14 protein-coding genes, 1 tRNA gene and 2 rRNA genes (1 of these 17 running past the window's edge) are annotated in these 21,533 nt (G+C 62.5%); 5 read left to right on the top strand and 12 right to left on the bottom strand.

Annotated features, from left to right (window positions below):
* The first annotated feature begins 279 nt into the window (after positions 1-279).
* From QAZ47_RS09865 to QAZ47_RS09845, 5 genes are all read left to right on the top strand, one after another.
* The gene (locus tag QAZ47_RS09865) at positions 280-978 is read left to right on the top strand and encodes a GntR family transcriptional regulator (RefSeq protein WP_278206547.1); all 699 of its coding nucleotides are present in this window, start codon (positions 280-282) and stop codon (positions 976-978) included.
* Positions 979-1,422: 444 nt separating this feature from the next.
* Positions 1,423-2,778 (top strand): glutamine synthetase family protein, encoded by a 1,356-nt coding sequence (locus QAZ47_RS09860; RefSeq protein ID WP_347567204.1) that lies wholly within the window; start codon positions 1,423-1,425, stop codon positions 2,776-2,778.
* A 394-nt stretch (positions 2,779-3,172) separates the two neighbouring features.
* Positions 3,173-4,240 (top strand): HlyD family efflux transporter periplasmic adaptor subunit, encoded by a 1,068-nt coding sequence (locus QAZ47_RS09855; protein ID WP_278233101.1) that lies wholly within the window; start codon positions 3,173-3,175, stop codon positions 4,238-4,240.
* Entirely contained in the window at positions 4,237-7,029 is a 2,793-nt protein-coding gene (gene rbbA, locus QAZ47_RS09850) for a ribosome-associated ATPase/putative transporter RbbA (RefSeq protein ID WP_278233100.1), read from the top strand. The genes QAZ47_RS09855 and rbbA overlap by 4 nt, the downstream gene beginning before the upstream one ends.
* A complete protein-coding gene (locus QAZ47_RS09845) occupies positions 7,029-8,141 on the top strand; it encodes an ABC transporter permease (protein WP_278233099.1) in 1,113 nt (370 codons plus the stop codon). The genes rbbA and QAZ47_RS09845 overlap by 1 nt, the downstream gene beginning before the upstream one ends.
* A gap of 70 nt (positions 8,142-8,211) precedes the next feature.
* Here the strand turns inward: QAZ47_RS09845 and QAZ47_RS09840 are convergent, their stop codons facing one another.
* The 12 genes from QAZ47_RS09840 to QAZ47_RS09785 all read right to left on the bottom strand — a co-directional run.
* The gene (locus QAZ47_RS09840; RefSeq protein ID WP_278233098.1) at positions 8,212-9,201 is read right to left on the bottom strand and encodes an ABC transporter permease; all 990 of its coding nucleotides are present in this window, start codon (positions 9,199-9,201) and stop codon (positions 8,212-8,214) included.
* Positions 9,198-10,718 carry a sugar ABC transporter ATP-binding protein gene (locus QAZ47_RS09835; RefSeq protein WP_278233097.1) on the bottom strand — a complete coding sequence of 507 codons (1,521 nt, stop codon included), beginning with the start codon at positions 10,716-10,718 and terminating at the stop codon, positions 9,198-9,200. The genes QAZ47_RS09840 and QAZ47_RS09835 overlap by 4 nt, the downstream gene beginning before the upstream one ends.
* A gap of 64 nt (positions 10,719-10,782) precedes the next feature.
* Positions 10,783-11,775 (bottom strand): substrate-binding domain-containing protein, encoded by a 993-nt coding sequence (locus QAZ47_RS09830; RefSeq protein ID WP_278233096.1) that lies wholly within the window; start codon positions 11,773-11,775, stop codon positions 10,783-10,785.
* A gap of 85 nt (positions 11,776-11,860) precedes the next feature.
* On the bottom strand, positions 11,861-12,637 hold the full coding sequence (locus QAZ47_RS09825) for an SDR family oxidoreductase (RefSeq protein WP_278233095.1): 777 nt from the start codon (positions 12,635-12,637) through the stop codon (positions 11,861-11,863).
* Positions 12,638-12,639: 2 nt separating this feature from the next.
* Positions 12,640-13,803: a galactonate dehydratase gene (gene dgoD, locus QAZ47_RS09820; protein ID WP_278207810.1), complete on the bottom strand. Its 1,164-nt coding sequence runs from the start codon at positions 13,801-13,803 to the stop codon at positions 12,640-12,642.
* Between the two features lie 88 nt (positions 13,804-13,891).
* On the bottom strand, positions 13,892-14,635 hold the full coding sequence (locus tag QAZ47_RS09815) for a FadR/GntR family transcriptional regulator (protein WP_278233094.1): 744 nt from the start codon (positions 14,633-14,635) through the stop codon (positions 13,892-13,894).
* A gap of 90 nt (positions 14,636-14,725) precedes the next feature.
* Positions 14,726-15,367 carry a ThuA domain-containing protein gene (locus tag QAZ47_RS09810; protein ID WP_278233093.1) on the bottom strand — a complete coding sequence of 214 codons (642 nt, stop codon included), beginning with the start codon at positions 15,365-15,367 and terminating at the stop codon, positions 14,726-14,728.
* Positions 15,368-15,625: 258 nt separating this feature from the next.
* Positions 15,626-17,287: a hypothetical protein gene (locus QAZ47_RS09805; protein ID WP_278233092.1), complete on the bottom strand. Its 1,662-nt coding sequence runs from the start codon at positions 17,285-17,287 to the stop codon at positions 15,626-15,628.
* 555 nt (positions 17,288-17,842) lie between these two features.
* Positions 17,843-18,364 (bottom strand): hypothetical protein, encoded by a 522-nt coding sequence (locus tag QAZ47_RS09800; RefSeq protein WP_278233091.1) that lies wholly within the window; start codon positions 18,362-18,364, stop codon positions 17,843-17,845.
* Between the two features lie 175 nt (positions 18,365-18,539).
* A tRNA-Met gene (locus QAZ47_RS09795) sits at positions 18,540-18,616 on the bottom strand.
* A 159-nt stretch (positions 18,617-18,775) separates the two neighbouring features.
* Positions 18,776-18,890 (bottom strand): 5S ribosomal RNA (rrf, locus tag QAZ47_RS09790).
* 70 nt (positions 18,891-18,960) lie between these two features.
* Positions 18,961-21,533 (bottom strand): 23S ribosomal RNA (locus QAZ47_RS09785); it runs 253 nt beyond the window's last position.

Here is a 21,533-nt window from a genome sequence, read left to right as displayed (position 1 = left end):
GGAGCCTTCCTTCCAGCTGAACGACAGCAATCTTGTTGGCCCGGAAGTCGAGGCCCCGCCTGCCGGCAGGCGTTGCGAGGTCCGCGTCAGGCAAAGGGGAATCGCTCCACCGCACGCATGATGCCGCTCCGTTGGGTCAGCCGGGATGCAACCCTGGCGGCCCTTGCGGCGGCGCGCGTTAACCGCCTATCGTGCGGCTCGAAACCGCCAGCTAAGTAATCCCGGCGGCGGATTGCTTGACGAAACGGATTTCAGGGCGGACGAAGCAGCGCATAGCCAATGGCCGACAAAACACAATTCGGACTGACTGCCCTCGACACGGTACCCCTGCATGAGAAAGTCTATCTGGAACTGGTGCGGGCGCTGATGTCGGGTCAGCTCCAGCCCGGCCAGAAGCTGACCTCGCGCAAGCTCGCCAAGGAGCTCGGCACCAGCGACATGCCGGTGCGCAGCGCCTTCATGCGGCTGCAGGCGCTGAGGGCGCTGAGCCCGATGCCGAACGGCAGCGTCGAGGTGCCGGTGATCTCGGCCGATCGCTTCCAGCAATTGACCGACGTGCGCACGATCCTGGAAGGCACGGCCACCGAGCTCGCCACCAAACGCATCAACGGCAACAACCTGCGCGCCATCCGCCGTCACTGCGCCGAGCTCACCCAGGCCGCCCGCAGCGGCGACATCGACGACTATCTGCGCACAAATCACGACTTCAAGTTCTCGATCTACCGCCACTGCGGCAACGAGCAGATGATCTTCCTGATCGAGACGGTGTGGATGCAGGTCGGGCCTTTCCTGCGCAACCTGCGCATCGGCTTCGAGGACGACCTCGCCGGCATTCTCGGCATCGACTATCATGAGGAGGTCGTGGCGGCGATCGAGGCCGGCGATGGCAAACGGGCACGCGCGGCCATCGTGCGCGACATCGGCGAAGGTGCAACGCACATTCTCAAGCAGGTCAGGTTCCCGGAACTGCGGCAGTAGGAAAAAGCCTTCGAGATTGGCCGAAGCCTCCGTGACGCCGTCATCCACGGGCGAAGCGGAGCGCAGACCCGAGGATCCATTCTGTGACTTTGATCGTAGGATGCTGAGGAGCAGAATTTTGCATCGTGGCAACGCCTCAACTTCACGGAATGGATCCTATGGTCTGCGCCGCGTCGCTTCGCTCCTTGCTCCGCCATAGGATGACGACGGGATAGGCGTTGCGGCCAATCCCAACTCCCGCTTGGCTTTCTCTTTGCTTGCCGCTATGTTGCGATCGCAGATCGCAGAAATCGGACCTGAAATGCCGCCCGATATCCCGGCTAATGATTTGAAAAAATGAAGCAAAGTCGTCTGGAAACATCCAGGGGCGACCTTCACGAACTCACAAGCTGTAGAATGGATATCGTAGCCTAAATGGCTACCGAAAGAACCAGGGGCTGGAAATTGGGCGATGCAATTGCGGACGTTTTGAACTGGCTTGATAGCAGGAGCGACATCCAGAGCCTGAGGGCCGCGGTGTGCGACCTCAACGGCATCATGCGCGGCAAGCGCATCCCGGTCGAGCAGGCGCGCAAGGCGCTCGAAGGCAAGCTGCGCATGCCCTTTTCGCTGATTGGGCTCGACATCTGGGGAGAGGACATCGAAGGCAACGCGCAGGTCTTCTCCACCGGCGATGCCGACGGCCTTTGCCACTGGACGGGACGCGGCATCCTGCCTGTCAACTGGACGGCGCATCCGACGGCGTTGTTGCCGCTGTGGCTGGCGGATGAGGTCGGCGCGCCCTATCTCGGCGACCCGCGCCGCGCGCTGGCCCGCATCCTCGACCGCTATGCCGCGCTTGGCCTGACGCCGGTTGCTGCAACCGAGCTCGAATTCTACCTCGTCGACCCGACATCGCAGCGGCCTGTCGGTCCTGTCTCGCCGGTCACCGGGCGGCGACTCGATTCCGATGCGGCGCTTTCGATCGACGAGATCGACGATTTCGAGGCCTTCGTTCACGATGTTTACGAGGCCTGCCGCATGCAGGGCATCCCTGTCGACACCGCGATCGCCGAGAACGGCGTCGGCCAGTTCGAGATCAACCTCAACCACGTTCCGGACGCCTTGCGCGCCGCGGACGACGCCGTGCTCTTCAAGCGCACCGTCAAGGGCATTGCGCGCAAGCATGGCTTTGCCGCCTGCTTCATGGCCAAGCCCTATGGCGAGCGTGCCGGCAACGGTTTCCACGTCCATTTCAGCGTCGTCGACAAGCAAGGCCGCAACATCTTCGACGACGGCAGCGACCAGGGCTCCGAGACCATGCGCCACGCGGTCGGCGGCCTGCTTGCCGCCATGGCCGAGAGCACGCTGGTGTTCGCGCCGCATTTCAATTCCTACCGCCGGCTTCGGCCAAGATCCTATGCGCCGACGGCCGTCGCCTGGGGTTACGAAAACCGCATGGTGGCGATACGCATTCCGGGTGGCCCATCTGCCGCGCGTCGCATCGAGCATCGCGTCTCCGGCGCCGACGCCAACCCCTATCTGGTGCTGGCGGCGATCCTGGGCGCCGCGCTGATGGGCATCGAAAAACAACTGTCACCCGGCGAGCCGACCGGCGGCGAGGGGCAAGGACTGACGCTCGCCAAGCTGCCCCCGGATTGGGCTTCGGCCATCGCCGCGTTCGAAACCGGGCCGCGCGTCGCGGAAATCTTCCCGGCTGTGCTGCGCGACGCCTTCATCGCTTGCAAGCGCCAGGAGCTCAACACCTTCGCGCTCAACGTCAGCGACTTCGAGATCGAGACCTATCTCGAAAGCGTTTAGTGCATGTCGCCCAAAACTGTGCATCGGCTTGGGAAAACGACATGCATCGAAACAAAGACTTGAGGCGCGTCGATCGAATCCGTTTCGACGCGACGCGCTTCAAGGAGGCGCTTCGGTCTGTCCGAAGGTCGGCGAACGCCTCGATGCGATGAAACAGGGCACGGACTTCTGGTGGCCTGGGCAACTTCCCTCGAAGGCCGTTCTGCGTCGCCGGTGTGCTTCTCCCGCGATTGATACGGATCAAGGTCGCCATGCCGGGCCTCTGTTTTGGTCCCGTTCAGCTCTCAGCCCGAACGGAGTCCCCCGCCATGATCGGCATCTCGTTGAGCCCTGAACAGATCCCTTTTGCGCCGCCCGCGCTCGTCCCCGCGTCGCGCAGCGCAGGAGGCCGCCAATGAAAGGTTCGTTACGGTGGCTGTCTCCCGTCATTCTGATCGCGCTCGCGGCAGCCGGCTATTACGCATGGCAGCGATCCGAGGCCGGGGCGTTGCCGCAAGGCATCGCCAGCGGTAACGGCCGCATCGAAGCGGTCGAAATCGACGTCTCCACGAAGGCGTCGGGGCGGATCAAGGAAATCCTGGTCGGCGAAGGTGATTTCGTCAAAGCCGGCGAAGTGCTTGCCCGCATGGACACCACGCAGATCGAGGCTCAGCGCCGCCAGGCCGAGGCGCAGCTTCAGCGCGCCACCATCGGCGTCGAGACCGCCGGCAGCCTGGTGACGCAACGCGAAGCCGAAAAGACGGCAGCCGCCGCGGTCGTCGCGCAGCGCGGGGCCGAGCTCGACGCCGCCGAGCGGACCTTGGCGCGCTCCCAGCAGCTCGCGGTCAACAACACCGTCTCCCAGCAGGTTCTCGACAACGATCGCGCCGCCGAGCAGAGCGCGAAGGCCGCCGTTGCCGCGGCGCAGGCCCAGCTCGCCGCCAGCGAGGCGGCCATCAACGCTGCGAGGGCACAGGTGGTCGATGCCAAGGCCGCGGTCGATGCCGCGCAGGCGGCGATCGAAAGCATCGATGCCGATATCGACGACGCCACGCTGAAATCGCCGCGCGATGGACGTGTCCAATTCCGGGTGGCGGAACCCGGTGAGGTGCTTGCGGGCGGCGGGCGCGTGCTCAACCTCGTCGATCTCGGCGATGTCTACATGACGTTCTTCCTGTCGACCGCGCAGGCTGGGCGCGTCGCCATCGGCTCCGACGTACGCCTCGTGCTCGATGCCGCGCCGCAATACATCATCCCCGCCAAGGTGACCTTCGTCGCGGACGTCGCGCAGTTCACGCCCAAGACCGTCGAGACGGAGGAGGAGCGCCTGAAGCTCATGTTCCGGATCAAGGCGCATATCTCGCCGGAGCTGCTCCGCAAATACATCCAGCAGGTCAAGACGGGTTTGCCCGGCGTGGCCTATGTGCGGCTCGACCCGCAGGCTGAATGGCCGGCCGGCGTCCAAGGAAAGCTCGTGCAATGAATGCCCGGGCGGACGGCGCCGCTGCCTTCTCGCCGAAGCGGGTCGCGCGGCTGGAGAACGTCGGCCATGTCTATGGGAAGGTCCGGGCTCTCAATGACATATCGCTGGACTTCCCGGCCGGCTGCATGGTCGGCCTGATCGGGCCGGACGGCGTCGGCAAATCCAGCCTGCTTTCCCTGGTTGCCGGAGCGCGGACGATACAGGAAGGGCATATCGAGGTGCTGGGCGGAGACATGGCCGATCTCCGCCACCGGCAGAGCGTCTACCCAAGGATCGCCTATATGCCGCAGGGCCTTGGCAAGAACCTCTATCCGACGCTGTCCGTCTTCGACAACATCGATTTCTTTGGCCGCCTTTTCGGGCACGACCGACGGGAGCGGGAGCGCCGCATCGGCGAGCTCCTGAGGCGCACCGGGCTTGCGCCTTTCGCCGATCGGCAGGCCGGCAAGCTTTCGGGCGGCATGAAACAGAAACTCGGCCTCTGCTGCGCCCTGATCCACGATCCGGACCTTTTGATCCTGGATGAGCCGACCACCGGCGTCGACCCTTTGTCGCGCCGCCAGTTCTGGGAACTGATCGATGAGATTCGCAAGAGCCGCGACGGCATGAGCGTCATCATCGCGACGGCCTACATGGAGGAGGCCGCGCGCTTCGACTGGCTGGTGGCGATGGATGGAGGCCGGGTGCTGGCGTCCGGAGCCCCGGCCGACCTGCTCGCACGCACCGGCGCGCCTGACCTCGACGCGGCTTTCATCGCTCTTCTCCCGCCGGAGAAGCGAGGCAGCCACGAGACGGTGAAGATCCCTCCACGACCCGCCGATGCCGACGGCGTATCCGCCATCGAGGCTGAACATCTCACCATGCGCTTCGGCGATTTCACCGCCGTCGACGACGTGAGCTTCCGCATCGGCCGCGGTGACATCTTCGGCTTCCTGGGCTCGAATGGCTGCGGCAAGACGACCACCATGAAGATGCTGACCGGGCTGCTCGAGCCGAGCGAGGGCAAGGCGCGGCTGTTCGGACGCGAGATCGACTCGCGCGACATCGAGGTGCGGCGGCGCGTCGGCTACATGTCACAGGGATTCTCCCTCTACTCGGAACTGACGGTTCGGCAAAACCTCGAGCTGCATGCCCGACTCTTCGGCATGGCCGACGCCGCGATCCCGTCCCGGGTCGAGGAGGTCGCGCGGCAGTTCGGTCTGGCCAACAACGTCGACGCGCTGCCCGAAGCACTGCCGCTCGGCATCCGCCAGCGGCTGTCGCTGGCGGTGGCGATGATCCATTCCCCCGAGATACTGATCCTCGACGAGCCCACTTCCGGAGTCGATCCGGTTGCCCGCGACGGGTTCTGGCGGATTCTCGGCGATCTCTCCCGCAAGGAGAACGTGACGATCTTCGTCTCCACGCATTTCATGAATGAGGCGGAACGCTGCGATCGCATCTCGCTCATGCACGCCGGCAAGGTCCTGGTCAGCGACACGCCCGCTGGCATCGTCGGGAGCCGCTCGGCGGCAACGCTGGAAGAAGCCTTTGTCGGATATCTGGAGGAGGCGACAGGGCCGGAGCAGCGCGGCACGCCGGGCTCGGCCGCTGAAACAGTGCCGCTCGCGGAAGCGCTCGGCGCGCCGCACAGCCAACCCCAGGAGAGCCGCGACGGCCGTTTCTTCGATCTGCGCCGCATGTTCGCCTACACCCGCCGCGAGGCGATGGAGCTCGCACGCGATCCGATCCGCGCCACGCTGGCTACCATCGGCAGCCTCATCCTGATGTTCGTCGTGGGCTACGGCATCAACATGGACGTCGAGAATCTCTCCTTCGCCGTCCTCGATCGCGACGACACGACGATCAGCCGGGACTATGTGCTGCAGATCGCCGGCTCGCGCTATTTCACCGAGAAGACGCCGATCACCGACCATGCCGATCTCGATCGGCGTATGGAGGACGGGGAGCTCAATCTCGCCATCGAAATTCCGACCGGGTTCGGGCGTGACCTCGCGCGCGGTCGCCACGTCACGATCGGCGCGTGGATCGACGGCGCCATGCCGACGCGCGCCGAAACCGTGCTGGGCTATGTCTCGGGAATGCATGCCGGCTGGCTCGCGCGGAAGGCGCGCGAACTCTACGGCGACACCGCCACCGCCAGCGCCTTTCAGCTCGATATCCGCTACCGCTACAACCCCGACGTCCGCAGCCTCGACGCCATCGTTCCGGCTGTCCTCCCGATGCTTCTCCTGCTGATCCCGGCAATGCTGGCCGTGCTGAGCGTGGTGCGGGAGAAAGAACTCGGCTCCATCATCAATTTCTACGTCACGCCGGTCACCCGGCTCGAATTCCTGGTCGGCAAGCAGATCCCCTATGTGGTCCTCGCGATGCTGAACTTCGTGCTGCTGACTGCCTTTGCCGTCTTCATTTTCGGCGTGCCGTTGACCGGCAGCCTTCCGGCATTCGCAGCCGCCGCCCTTCTTTACGTCATGGCCACGACGGCAATGGGGCTCTTTCTGTCGACCTTCATGAGCAGCCAGATCGCGGCAATCTTCGGAACCGCGCTGCTCACCATGATCCCCGCCACCCAATATTCGGGCATGATCGACCCGGTGTCGTCGCTGCAGGGCGTGGGTGCATTCATCGGCCGGATCTATCCGACCACCTATTTCGTAACGATCTCGCGCGGCGTCTTTTCCAAAGCGCTCGGCTTTGCCGACCTGTCCGGCGCGTTCGTGCCGCTGCTCGTCGCCATTCCGGTGCTGCTCGGCCTTGGAGCGGCTTTCTTGAGAAAACAGGCCCGCTGATGCACATCGCCAACATATACGAGCTCGGCATCAAGGAACTGCGCGGTCTTGTACGGGACCCGATGATGCTTGTGCTGATCGTCTACGCCTTCACCCTCGCCATCTACACCGAATCCAAGGCGATGCCCGAGACGCTCAATCATGCTGCGATCGCCATCGTCGACGAGGATCAGTCGCCGGTCTCATCGCGTATCGTCACGGCATTTTACCCGCCTTACTTCACCGCGCCGCGACTGATCTCCCAGCCCGAGATGGACAGCCGCATGGATTCAGGAATGGACACATTCGCGCTGGACATTCCGCCGAGCTTCCAGCGCGACCTCCTGGCCGGTCGCTCTCCAACGGTTCAGCTCAACATCGACGCCACCCGCATGTCGCAGGCCTTTACCGGCGGAGGCTATGTTCAGTCGATCGTTTCGGGGGAAGTGAACGAGTTCCTGAACCACTATCGCTCCCAGACTTCGCTCCCCGTCGAGCTCGACCTGCGGGCGCGATTCAACCCCGAACTCAACAAGGGCTGGTTCGGCGCCATCACCAATGTCATCTCCTCCATCACCATGCTTTCGATCGTGCTCACCGGTGCCGCGCTGATACGCGAGCGCGAGCACGGCACGATCGAGCATCTGCTGGTGATGCCGGTCACCCCGTTCGAAATCATGACGAGCAAGATCTGGTCCATGGGCATCGTCGTCCTCGTGGCGTCGGGCCTTGCGCTCGTCTTCGTCATCCAGGGGCTGCTGTCGGTCCCGATAAACGGATCGATCGCGCTTTTCATGGTGGGCGCGGCCCTCGACATCGTCGCCATGACCTGTCTGGGGATCTTCCTTGCCACCGTCGCCGGCTCCATGCCGCAATTCGGCCTGCTGTTGATGATGGTGCTCCTGCCCCTGCAGGTGCTGTCCGGCGGCGTGACGCCGCGCGAGAGCATGCCCCTCGCCATCCAGGCCGTCATGTTCGTCGCGCCCAACACGCATTTCGTCATGCTGGCCCAGGCCGTCCTGTTCCGCGGCGCGGGCCTCGATGTCGTCTGGCCGCAGCTTGCGGCGCTGCTGGTCATCGGCATGCTGCTGTTTGTGTTCTCGCTCCGCCGCTTCCGTCAGTTCCTGAAATAGAACCGCAATCCAATGCTTCGAGATTGAGACCTGCATCGCAAGCGTGTAGCGGCCGATCTGCGCACACGGCCTACTCTCCCGCCCGCGCCCGCTGGCGCTCCTGGACGATGACCGCCAGGATCAGCAGCGCGCCCTTGGCAAGCAGCTGGTAGAAGGTCGGCACGCTGGTCAGGATCATGCCGTTGTTGAGGACGCCGATGATCAGCACCCCCAACATGGCGCCGACGATCGTGCCCTTGCCGCCCTGCAGCGCGCAGCCGCCGAGAATCGCGGCGGTGATCGCCTCGAGCTCCAGTCCCTGGCTGCCGGAGGCCGGCTGTCCGGACATGGTGCGGCTGGCGAGCACCAGGCCGGCCACCGCTGCCGCGAAGCCGCTCATGGCGTAGATCGAGATCTGGTAGCGGCGGATCGGGATGCCGGCGAGCCGCGCCACCGTCGGATTGCCGCCGAGCGCGTAGATGTTCCTGCCGACCACCGTCTCGCGGGTGAAGACGATGAACGCCGCCATAGCGGCGATCAGCAGCCAGATGGCAAAAGGCAGGCCAAGAAAGGTGCCGATGCCGAGCGCGCGCAGGCTGTCGCCGGTGATCGGGATGGAGTTGCCGTTGTTCATCAGATAGGCGAGGCCGCGGAAGGCCGACATCGTTCCAAGCGTCGCGATCACCGCGTTGACCGGGCCGTAGACGATGATCAGCCCGTTGACCGCGCCCGCTACAAGTCCGGCGAGCAGTCCGGCCAGGATACCGGCCGAAATCGAGCCGGTTTCCTGTGCGGCGACGGCAAGCACCATGGTGCTCAGGCCCACGATCGATCCGACCGAGATGTCGAGCCCGCCGGAGACGATGACGACGGTCTGCGCCATCGCCAGGATGCCGAGGATGGTGACCGCGAGCCCGATATTGATCAGATTGCGCGGCGTGAAGAAGACGTCGGGCCTGAGCGCGCCGAAGATCGCCAGCAGCACGATCAGCGCGATCAGCAGACTGATGTTCTGCGCGCCGATGCGGCCGAACAGACTTGCCGGCGCGCGCTCGCGGCCGGCGGTCGCGGTATCGGTCACGATACTCTCCTCTCGATTGTCTCTTTCCCCGAGCGCATGGCCAAGGCCAGCACCGCTTCCTCGCTCGCTTCCTGCCACGGAAGCTCGCCGCTGATGCGCCCGCTCTGCATGACCAGAACGCGGTCGGCGAGGCCGAGCAGCTCCGGCATCTCGGAGGAGATGAGCAGGATGGCGAGGCCCTGGTCGGCCAGGCTTTCGATGAGCCTATAGATTTCCGCCTTGGCGCCGACATCGATGCCGCGCGTCGGCTCGTCGAGGATGAGCACGGCCGGCCCCCGCGCCTGCCAGCGCGCGAAGACGACCTTCTGCTGATTGCCGCCGGACAGTTTTCCGACGGCCTGTTCGATCGACGGCGTCTTCACCCTGAGCTCCGCGACGTGGCGGGCGACCAGCGCGCGCTCGCGCCTGCGGCTGAAGAAGCCGAAGCGCGACACCTTGTCGGGCACCACGAGGCTGACATTGTCGCGCACAGCCTGCATCAAGAGCAGCGCTTCCTGCTTGCGGTCCTCCGGCACCAGCCCGATTCCGGCCGCGACGGCATCGGCCGGTTCGCGCGGCTTGTAAGGCCGGCCGCCGACCGTCATCCGTCCCGACAGCAGCGGATCGAGGCCGACGATGGCGCGCGCGACTTCCGTCCGTCCGGCGCCGACCAGTCCGCCCAGCCCGACGATCTCGCCGGCCCTCACCTCGAAGCTGATCCCGTCGACACGGCGTGTCGTGACAGCTTCCAGCGCCAGCCGGACCGGCCCCAGCGTGCGTTCTCTTCGGTTGAACAGGTCGCTCACCGGCCTGCCGACCATCAGCCGCACCATGCGCTGCTCGTCGAGCGCCGCGATCGGCTCGTCGGCGACGCGGCTGCCGTCGCGCATCACCACGCAGCGATCGGCAAGCTCGATGATCTCGCGCAGGCGGTGCGAAATGTAGATCACGGCGACGCCGTCGGCTTTCAGACGCCGGATGACGCGGAACAGCCGCTGCGCCTCGTCCTCCGTCAGGGACGAAGTCGGCTCGTCGAAGGCAAGGAGCCTCGCGCCGGGCCGCAGCGCCCGCATGATCTCGATGAGCTGCCTGAGCGCCGGGCTGAGCCCATGGCAGCGCTGCCCGGGCGACAGCACGTCGACCACGCCGAACGTACCGAGCAGATCGAGACTGCGCCGCTCCAGATCCGCGCGGTCGAGGAACAGGCCGCCGCGCGCCTTGATGTCGCCGATGAAGATGTTTTCCGCCACCGTCAGCTCCGGAATGATCTCCGGCTCCTGATGGATGACGCGGATGCCAGAGCCATGTGCGACGCGCGGCGAGCTGAGCTGGACCGGGTGCCCATCGACCAGAACCCGACCGGCATCGGGCCTGTGCTCGCCCTCCAGCACGCGCATCAGCGTGGACTTGCCGGCGCCGTTCTCGCCGATCAGGGCAGTGATCTCGCCGGCATTGAAGGCGACCGACACATCTCGCAGCGCCTGCACGGCGCCGAAACGCTTGCAGACGCTCTCGACGGAAACGACGGGCACGGTCATCGGCGGGCGGCTCCGCAGGAAGCCGCCCGCCCAAAGGCCACCCGCCGTGAGGCGGAAAGAAAGCCTAGGACTTGCAACCGAGCGTATCCTTGAACTTGGCGAAATTCTCGCCGCTGATCAGGGTGGCGTCCTGGAAATAGTCCTTCTGCATCTCCTTGCCGGTGGCCTGGTCGTAGAGCGCCTGGATCGCGGCCGCGCCATGCTTGGCGCTGTCCAGCCACATCGTGCCGCGGAAGCCCGAAGGCTTGCCGGCGCCGAAGGCCTCGCAGGAACGCGACCCGTCGATGCCGATGCCGATGACGTTCTCCGGCTTCATGCCGGCATTCTCGGTGGCGCGCACGCCGCCGAGCACGCCGTCGTCGTTGCAGGAGAAGAATATCCACTTCTCGGCATCCGGATTGGCTGTCAGCGTGGTCGAAACGACGTCGATCGAGTTGACCATGGTGTTGTCGTAGGGGATCGAGACGATGCGCGACTTGATCTCCGGGATCGCCGCGACCAGCGCTTCCTCCGCGCCCTTGTTGCGGCGCATGCAGGTGTCGGCCTTCTGGTCCTCGATCGAGCCGACGCGCACCTTGGAGAGGTCCTTGTCCCAGCCTTCGGCCTTGGCGATGCGGGCGATCTCGGTTCCGACCTGCTTGCCGATGTTGAGCGCGTTCATGCCGACATAGGCGACCGGCGTGCCGTCGGCGAAGGCGATGTCGTCGTCGACCGCGATCAGGCCGATCTTGGCTGCCTTCGCCTTGTCGGCGACGACCGGGCCGAGCGAACGATCCGGCACCACCACGGCGATGCCCTTGACGCCATCGCCGACATAGGTGTCGAAGGTGGTGACGGCGAGGTTGGCGTCGAACTGGACGTCCTGGACAAGCAGGTCGACGCCGAGCTCGGCGGCCTTGTCCTTGGCGCCTTTCACCTCGCGCACGAACCAGGGATGGTCGCCCATCTTGTTGATGTAGCCGAACTTCATCTTGTCCTGCGCGCCGGCGCCATGGACCGTCAACGCGACGGCTGCGGTCGCCGCCACCGCAAGGCATATCTTGATCATCTTTTTCATTGGCTTTCCTCCCTATCGATCCCGGGCCGGCGGGACGTGATCTGCTTTGAAGACGTTTCCGGCGACCGGCCGCCGGTGCGAAACCTCATTCGTGGTAGAGAACCGAGCGCCCGCCATCGATGACGATGCAGGCCGCGTTGATGAACGGCGCCTCGTCTGAGCCGAGGAAGACGGCGGTCATCGCCACCTCCTCCGGCCGGCCGATACGGCGCGGCGGGTGCAGGTCGTAGATGCGCTGGCGCTCCGCCTGCGGGTCCGCAAATGTATTCCAGTAGTCGACCGCGATCTGCGTCTCGATGTAGCCGGGCGCGATCGCGTTCACACGGACACCTTCGGCGGCGTATTGGATGCCGAGCGACCGCACCAGGCCGAGCAACCCGTGCTTGGCGACAGGGTAGGGAAAGGTGGACGGGATGATCGCGAAGGAATGGCAGGACGCGATGGCGACGACCGACCCCTGCTTCTGAGCCCGCATCGCCGGCAGAACCGCGCGCGCCGAATACCACACGCCGTCGAGATCGACGGCAAAGCAGCGCCGCCATTCCTCCTCCGTGGTTTCCAGCGGCTCGTGGAAAACATTGATGCCGGCATTGGCGACCAGCACGTCGATGCGGCCGAAGGCGGCGAGCGCTTGTTCCGCCATCGCTTCGCAGGATCTGCTGTCGGCGACGTCGGTTTCCACGAACAGCGCCCGCGCACCGCTTTCGACGAGCGAGGCGACGACCTTCGCCCCCGCCGAAGCGTCCTTTTCCGCCACCACGATCGCGGCGCCTTCGGCCGCCATCGCGCGCGCCGTCGCCTCGCCGATGCCGCGCCCGGCGCCGGTGATGATCGCCACCTTGTCCTTGAGACGCCCGGCCATCGTCACCAGTCCACGATGGTGCCGTCGGCAAGCACGGCGTTGGTGGTGTGCATGACTTCAGGCTTGTAAGGATGCCGCTCTGCGACCGCTTCGTCGACCTCGACGCCGAGCCCCGGCGCGTCCGGCACCTGCCAGCAGCCGTCGACCATGCGGATCGGCCCCTTCACGACCTCGAAATACCAGGGCACGGCGCCGACCATCTCCTCCTGGATCAGGTGGTTGGGGGTGGAGACGGCGAAATGCAGCGCCGCGGCGCCCGCAATCGGGCCGAGCGGATTGTGCGGCGCCACCCCCACGGACACCGCCTCGGCCATCGCCGCGATCTTCTTGGCCTCGAGCAGGCCGCCGCAATGGCAGATGTCCGGCTGCACGATATCGACCGCCCCTGCCCGGAACAGATCGTCGAATTCGGGACGGTCGACCAACCGCTCGCCGGTGGCGATCGGCACGCGCGATTTGGCGGCAAGCTGCGCCAGCGCGCCGGTCTCGCCAGGCGGCAGCGGCTCCTCGACGAACATAGGCCGGTGCGGCGCGAGCGCGTCTATATAGGCGAGCGCGGTCGAAGCGGAGGCGGGACGGCCGTGGAAGTCAACCATGATCTCGACTTCCGGCCCGACCGTCTTGCGCAGCGCCTCCATGAGCCGGCCGACCTTGTCGACCTCGATGAGCGGAGCGTGATAGTGGCTATAAGGGATGAAGACGGCCTTCAGCGCGCGATAGCCTCTGGCTACCACCTCGGAGGCCCGCTGCACCAGCGGCTCGGTGTCCAGCGTTTCATAGACGGCGCGCATGTCGCCGAGGCCGAGATGGGTATAGACCTTGACCCGGTCGCGCACCTTGCCGCCGAGCAATCGCCAGACCGGCTGATCGAGCCATTTGCCGAAAATGTCCCAGAGCGCCAGCTCGATGCCCGAGACGGCCGACATGCCGATGACGCCCAGCCGCCAGAACGAATGCTTCTTGAGGATGCGCACCGCCTGCTCGATGTCGCGCGGATCGCGGCCGATCAGCAGCGGCGCCAGGTCGGCGACGGCGCCGACGACGGCCTGGGTCTTCCATTCCAGCGTCGCCTCGCCCCAGCCGTAGAGACCCGGCTGGTCGGTCTCGATACGCACGAACACCCAGTTGCGCATATCCGCGTTCACGACGCGCGTGGTGATCGCCACGATTCTCAAGCGCAACTCCTCCCAGACGGCTTTTAGATCATATGAAATCCGATTATCATACGATCTAAAATGGCGTCAAGAAGGAGTGTCAGGCTTTTGTGTGGAGGTCGTCGGCGGCGATGTCGAGCAGCCTGTTCATGGCGGCGCGGGCGCCGGCGGTATCGCGGATGCGGATCGCCTCCAGCACTGCGACATGCGCCGAGAGCGCGCGCGACTGTGCTTCCATCAGCGGGTTGGTGACGAGGAATGTGGCGCGCAGCGCAGCCTCCAGCATGCCGACCAACCCCTTGAGCACGACATTGTGGCTGGCGGCGATGACACCCTTGTGGAAGGCAAGATCCGCCTGGCAGACGGCGTTGAGATCGCGCGGGATGTTGTCGCGCATGCCGACCACCGCGCGCTCGATATCGGCGAGATCGGCAGCGGTGGCGCGCCTGGCGGCGAGTTCCGCGGCCGCCGGCTCGAAGATTCTGCGTGCCTCCAAAAGGCCGGAGACCAGTTCCTCGTCGTCCTGGATCGCCGGGTGCCAGCCAAGGACCACCGGGTCGAGCAGCCGCCAGTTGTCGCGCGGCAGCACGCGCACGCCGGCGCGCCGCCTGGCCTCGACGAGGCCTTTCGCCGACAGCACCTTGACCGCTTCCCTGACCGAGGTGCGGCTGACGCCCAGCATGGCGCAGAGCTCGTCCTCGCGCGGCAAGGCGTCACCGGGAGCATAGTTCCCGCCCAGGATGCGGCTGCCCAGCACGCTGACGACGGCGTTGTGCACGCTCGCCCCGCCCTGGTCGACCGAAGGCATCCAGCCGATTGCATCCGAAGGAACGATGGTTTCCACGCAATCCTCTCCCGTAGAGCACTCTGCCGCCAGCTGTTGTATGGAAGGCTAGATCTTATGTAAATCACAATTCATATGATCTGTGCCAGCTCAGCGTGCCGCCCAGATCAGGCCGCGGCGCAGGATCGTTCGCATCTGCGGAACCTCGAACTCCTTGGCTACATGGCCGAGTGACGAATAAAACACCCGGCCCTTGCCATGCCGGCGCTTCCACACGACCGGCATGACCACGCCGTCGATCCACGGCGCGTGTTCGCCCGAGAAGGTGGTGGTCGCCAGCACTTCGTTCGATGGATCGACATGCATGTAATACTGCTCGGAGCGGTAAGCGAAATCCTCGATGCCGGCCATGATCGGATCGTCGCGCCGCACGATGTTCACCCGGTAATCGATGATATTGCCGGGATGCGCGACCCACTGGCCGCCGCACATGAACTGGTATTCCGTCGATTCGCGAAATGCATCGCCCATGCCGCCATGATAGCCTCCGAGACCGACGCCGCTCTCGACGGCCTTGGTCAGATTGGCCGCTTCGGCCTTGGCGAGCTTGGACATGGTGTAGATCGGCACGATCAGGCTGAGCTCTGCGATGGCCGGATCGGCGAACACCGCGGTCGTGTTTTCCACGCGCACGGCAAAGCCTTCTTCCTCGAGCATCGTCTTGACGACGTTGGCCCCGGCTTCGGGTTCGTGGCCTTCCCATCCGCCCCATACGATCAGCGCCTGCCGCATCTTTCTCTCCGTCGGTTTGATTTCTTCATTCAAAATCGCCAAGGGCGAATACTTGCCGAGATTTCGGACGTTAACGCATGTCGCCCAAAATCAAAGACTTAAAGCGCGTCGCCTGGCCGGCGGCCATCTCTAATGGAATGGGAATCCAGCCGGACGGATTAAACGAAACAGGCGACCCACTCGAGGTCCTGGCGAAGACCACCTAGCTGGCGAGAGCGCGTAATTCGGCCGGAGCTGCCCAGACAGAAAGAGCCCATCCTAGCTGTCGGCCTTAGCCAAAGTCTCGAAAAGCAATCGGGCTACCGCCGCCGCAGAGACTGCGGCGATGATATGCCAGTTGTCATCCTTGTGGGCATCGCAATAGTCCACGATGCCGCGAATAACGCCAACTTCGCAGGAGCGAGACCAGGCCGCGTCGCGTATGCCCGCACTTTCCATCTCGACAGCCATTACAGAGTGTTCGTCGCGGAGCTGGTCCCGAAACACCGGATCCTTAAGAAGGCTGTCGCCGGCGCCAATCCGGCCCCAATGCACGATGGACGGCGACAGTACGCGCCTAGTATCCGACGGATGTTGGAGTTGAATGCCGTCAGCCCCATAAAGGATATCGGGCGGCAAATTCTCGGGATCGATATTGAAATGACGCAGGGCCAGATCCCTGGAAGCAATCCAACCAGTGTCAAACCCCGTTCGTTCCGATCGCAGCGCAGCGACGATTTGGGCGATAGTGTATGAAAGGCGCTGCGGGGAATCCCTGAATTCTACCGTCCCGTCCGACAGGCGTTTCACGTGGTCATACTCCAGGACTGAGCGAGCCACGACAACGTCACCGAGCCGAACATGCTCGGAAAAATGCGAGGGGTTGGGGCATCCGCCGGCGATACCGACCATAAGCACCATGGAGGGCGAAAAGGACCTTAGGAGGTCAGTGCCCGTCACCCCTGCCCGTACGTTTCCCATCTCCGACAGGACGGCGACGACGACCTTCTTTACCGTTCCTTGGATTTCAAAGTCGATCATTTTGTAAATGTGAGGATCGCCGTCAACGCGAAATGGGTGCCCTGTTCCGAAGACGGCTTCAACGGCCTCTCGTTCCTTCGGCAGAGCCGTCAATATCGCCAGGTCGACCCGCATAGGGCTTGGCGAACGATCGTTCGAGCCTTGAACGTATCCGCCCGTCTGCGACATCGCGAATGCCTCCTGGAATGTTTGCTCGAAACAGAGACTCTCCAGTTCCTGGACGTGACAGCCCCGAATCCTTTTTAGAATCCCCGATGCCCGGCATACCTTCACCAGGCTCCCGAAGTCTATGTCATCATGCCTACGCCCGGACGGGACCACGTCGCCCCCCAAAACGCTCATGTTCTGGAATACGGCCGCCCCGAAATCCTTGGCGTAGCTTGCGAAATATTCGCGATTGACGATGCGGTGCAAACGGTTCTGCGTCGAGATATTGCGCGGGTCGACAGGAAGCCTCTCAAGTACGTGCGGAACGATGAAGGCTTCCTGTCCAAGGCGCTCCGGGACGTCGAGCCACGCGCGCTCGAATTCCCCGTCGGTCATGGCTTGCGGTCGTGCCCGGCGAAAATCCAGCAAAGTCGCTTCCGAGGCGATGCGCTCCCGCCACCCCGCGGCTATGTCCTTCGTGGCGCTCCTGGTGCGTTGTTGCCAGCCGACCAACTGCTCCGGAGAGGCGGAATAGATCGTGTGCTGGGGCGAACCCGGTCGGTACTGCTCGATCTTTTCAAAACTGAATTCCGCAAGCGAACTGCCGCTACCGACGAACCTGAAAAGATCAGCGACATCGGACTCAAGGAATTGCTTCAGAACTTTGGGCGCGACTTCGGTCTCATAGAAGGAAGCAGCCGGAACCAAGATGCGGGACCCGAGCATGACTGCGAAGCGCACGGCGAGGTCCATTTCGGCGAAAGCTCGCTGTCCTCGAACGAATGCGCCTCGCTCTTCAAGGAAGTGCAGATCGAAGAAATGGAGAAAGATGGCTCGTCGATACGTAGAGCCCGGCCTTAGGACCAAGGAAGCTTGAGCTGGCTTCGATCCTGTCGACATAGATTGCGACACTGCTCTGCAAGTGATCCCAAGTCGCCCGCTAGATCGGTCACCCCCCAAGCGGACAGTTCGTCTGCATACATACTGGGAATGCCGTTTAGAACATACACTCGCTTTCGGTCAGCGAAAGCCACAGCTATTTCCGCGAATGTATTTGGCCCAATATAGCTTCTCACCCCGTGCTTGTCGAAGTTTATGACCAGGATCCCTATGGTCCTAGGGTCTCTCACCTTCGCAATATGCGCGCGCGAAACCGCACGCTTGAATTGATAGTAGCTGGATTGGCTGCCAAACTCCGCTGCGACATCGACCTCCTCGGGCGTTACCGCACGAACCCCATCTTCCGCAAGCAGGCGGGCAACGCGATCCATCTCGTTGGCAAAGGCCATGCTCCCACAGATCACTAGCCTACGGTCGAAGCTCTTCCTTGTTTCTGACGAGCTGCTTACAGCCGGCGAGGCGACGTTCTCCATCAAACAGTTCTCCAGTGCCCGTCTCGAAAAGCCAGGCCAGTGGCTCACGGTTCCGCACAAAGCGTAGCACGAACTCCTCCGGGGTCACCACATGGCTTGACCCGATGTGAACAGGGATGTCGTCCGGATACGCTGAGAAGTAGAGGGGCTGCTTCCGCTGTAAGACACGACCAATCTCGTAGCACGTGGTCCTGCCCACATACCCATTCTCGCCGGTGACGACGTAAACCGCATCGGCCGAAAAAATGCGCTCAAGAGTCGCGGTCTGTATCTCCGCGTCTGTTTTGTGCTCCAAATCGGTTGTGAATCTCACGAATTGCTCGCCGGACGCGATCTCCGCCCCTGAAGGCGAGGTAACCTCAAGGCCCGCCGCACCGAATACCTGCAGCGCGCTCTGAACTCTCCCATAATTGGGCCGTCGAAAACTTCCGATCAGCGCGATTTTCGCCAGTGGCATATCCCCTCCCGCTCAAAAAATTCCGGTATGCGGAACCAGTTCTGAAGTTCTGATTTAGCACGCACCCTGTTCCGAACCACCTGTCCGCAAAACGGCCAAATCCAGACTTTCCCACCGCAGAACGCAAAAAAACCGCCCCGGTTAGACCGGGACGGTTATTGATTTATGACAAACTTGGTTGCGGGGACAGGATTTGAACCTGTGACCTTCAGGTTATGAGCCTGACGAGCTACCGGGCTGCTCCACCCCGCGTCAACCATAGAGGTAAGCTTGAGCTTACCGAATTCAAGTGGCCACCAAATGAAAGGGCCGCTTGCGCGGCCCAGGATCCCGTTAGGCGGGCCTTATCGTAAGGAGAAGACTTTGTCTCCATCCGGATGATGGGATGTGAGACGAACGTGCGCTTGGCAGACCTGGCAGCGACCTACTCTCCCGCGTCTTGAGACGAAGTACCATCAGCGCTGGAGCGTTTCACGGCCGAGTTCGGAATGGGATCGGGTGCAGCCGCTCCGCCATAACCACCAGGTCGGCAAAACGCACGTTCAAATCGAGAAGCTGTCTATTCGTGCCGCCTACAATGGGCACAAGTAATGAGAACGATCAAGCCGATCGAACTATTAGTACCGGTAAGCTTCAAGCGTTGCCGCTCTTCCACACCCGGCCTATCAACGTGGTCGTCTTCCACGGTTCTCAGGGAATACTCGTTTCAAGGTGGGTTTCCCGCTTAGATGCCTTCAGCGGTTATCCCGTCCGGATATAGCTACCCTGCAATGCGGCTGGCGCCACAACAGGTCCACCAGAGATCCGTCCATCCCGGTCCTCTCGTACTAGGGACAGATCCTTTCAATATTCCTACACCCACGGCAGATAGGGACCGAACTGTCTCACGACGTTCTGAACCCAACTCACGTACCGCTTTAAATGGCGAACAGCCATACCCTTGGGACCTGCTCCAGCCCCAGGATGCGATGAGTCGACATCGAGGTGCCAAACAACCCCGTCGATATGGACTCTTGGGGGTCATCAGCCTGTTATCCCCGGCGTACCTTTTATCCGTTGAGCGATGGCCCTTCCACGCGGGACCACCGGATCACTATGACCGACTTTCGTCTCTGCTCGACTTGTCAGTCTCGCAGTCAGGCAGGCTTATGCCATTGCACTCAGCGAACGATTTCCGACCGTTCTGAGCCCACCATCGCGCGCCTCCGTTACTCTTTAGGAGGCGACCGCCCCAGTCAAACTACCCACCATACATTGTCCCGGACCCGGATAACGGGCCGCGGTTAGACATCCATAGTAATAAGGGTGGTATTTCAAGGGTGGCTCCACCTGAGCTGGCGCCCAGGCTTCAAAGCCTACCACCTATCCTACACATGCCACTACGAATGCCAATGTAAAGCTATAGTAAAGGTGCACGGGGTCTTTCCGTCTAACCGCAGGAACCCCGCATCTTCACGGGGAATTCAATTTCACTGAGTCTATGCTGGAGACAGCGGGGAAGTCGTTACGCCATTCGTGCAGGTCGGAACTTACCCGACAAGGAATTTCGCTACCTTAGGACCGTTATAGTTACGGCCGCCGTTTACTGGGGCTTCGATTCAGAGCTTGCACCCCTCCTCTTAACCTTCCAGCACCGGGCAGGCGTCAGACCCTATACGTCGCCTTGCGGCTTCGCAGAGCCCTGTGTTTTTGATAAACAGTCGCTACCCCCTGGTCTGTGCCACCCTCCTCTGCTTGCGCAGAAAAGGGTCACGCTTCTTCCGAAGTTACGCGTGCAATTTGCCGAGTTCCTTCAGCATAGTTCTCTCAAGCGCCTTGGTATACTCTACCAGACCACCAGTGTCGGTTTCGGGTACGGTCTATAAGGAGGAGCTATTTCCTGGAACCACTCCGCTGCCCTTTCAATCCGATAAGATTGGACAACTTGTGTGATCCGTCACTACCTCCAGGCTCACGAATATTAACGTGATTCCCATCGACTACGCGTTTCCGCCTCGTCTTAGGGGCCGGCTAACCCTGCTCAGATTAACTTTAAGCAGGAACCCTTGGTCTTTCGGCGGGGGAGTCTCTCACTCCCCTTACGTTACTCATGTCAGCATTCGCACTTCTGATACCTCCACCGCCCCTCACGGGTACGGCTTCATCAGCTTACAGAACGCTCCGCTACCGCTCGTGATTGCTCACGAACCCTAAGCTTCGGTGTATGGCTTTAGCCCCGTTACATTTTCGGCGCAAAGACCCTTATTTAGACCAGTGAGCTGTTACGCTTTCTTTAAATGATGGCTGCTTCTAAGCCAACATCCTGGTTGTTTTGGGATCCTCACATCCTTTCCCACTTAGCCATAACTTGGGGACCTTAGCTGTAGGTCAGGGTTGTTTCCCTTTTCACGACGGACGTTAGCACCCGCCGTGTGTCTGCCGACTAGTACTCCCAGGTATTCGGAGTTTGGTTAGGTTTGGTAATCCGGTGAGGACCCCTAGCCCATCCAGTGCTCTACCCCCTGGGGTATTCGGTCGACGCTCTACCTAAATAGATTTCGCGGAGAACCAGCTATTTCCGAGTTTGATTGGCCTTTCACCCCTAGCCACAAGTCATCCCGAACTATTGCAACAGTTATGGGTTCGGCCCTCCAGTAAGTGTTACCTTACCTTCAGCCTGCTCATGGCTAGATCACTCGGTTTCGGGTCTAATGCGACGAACTGAACGCCCTGTTCAGACTCGCTTTCGCTGCGCCTACACCTATCGGTTTAAGCTTGCTCGTCACACTAAGTCGCTGACCCATTATACAAAAGGTACGTGGTCACCCTTGCGGGCTCCCACTGTTTGTAGGCAATCGGTTTCAGGTACTCTTTCACTCCCCTTGTCGGGGTGCTTTTCACCTTTCCCTCACGGTACTAGTTCGCTATCGGTCATGCACGAGTACTTAGGCTTGGAAGGTGGTCCTCCCAATTTCAGACAGGATTTCACGTGTCCCGCCTTACTCAAGGACGATTGATCGCATTACGCGTACGGGGCTGTCACCCGCTATGGCCCAACTTTCCAGAAGGTTCCGCTTGTCTCTCAATCGCCACTGGCCTGGTCCGGGTTCGCTCGCCACTACTTCCGGAGTCTCGGTTGATGTCCTTTCCTACGGGTACTTAGATGTTTCAGTTCCCCGCGTTCGCCACT

It is taken from the genome of Mesorhizobium sp. WSM4904, assembly GCF_029674545.1.
In the GTDB taxonomy this organism is placed as follows: Bacteria; Pseudomonadota; Alphaproteobacteria; order Rhizobiales; family Rhizobiaceae; genus Mesorhizobium.
Note: the sequence above shows the minus strand (reverse complement) of the source record. Positions and strands in the feature narration are given on the sequence as shown.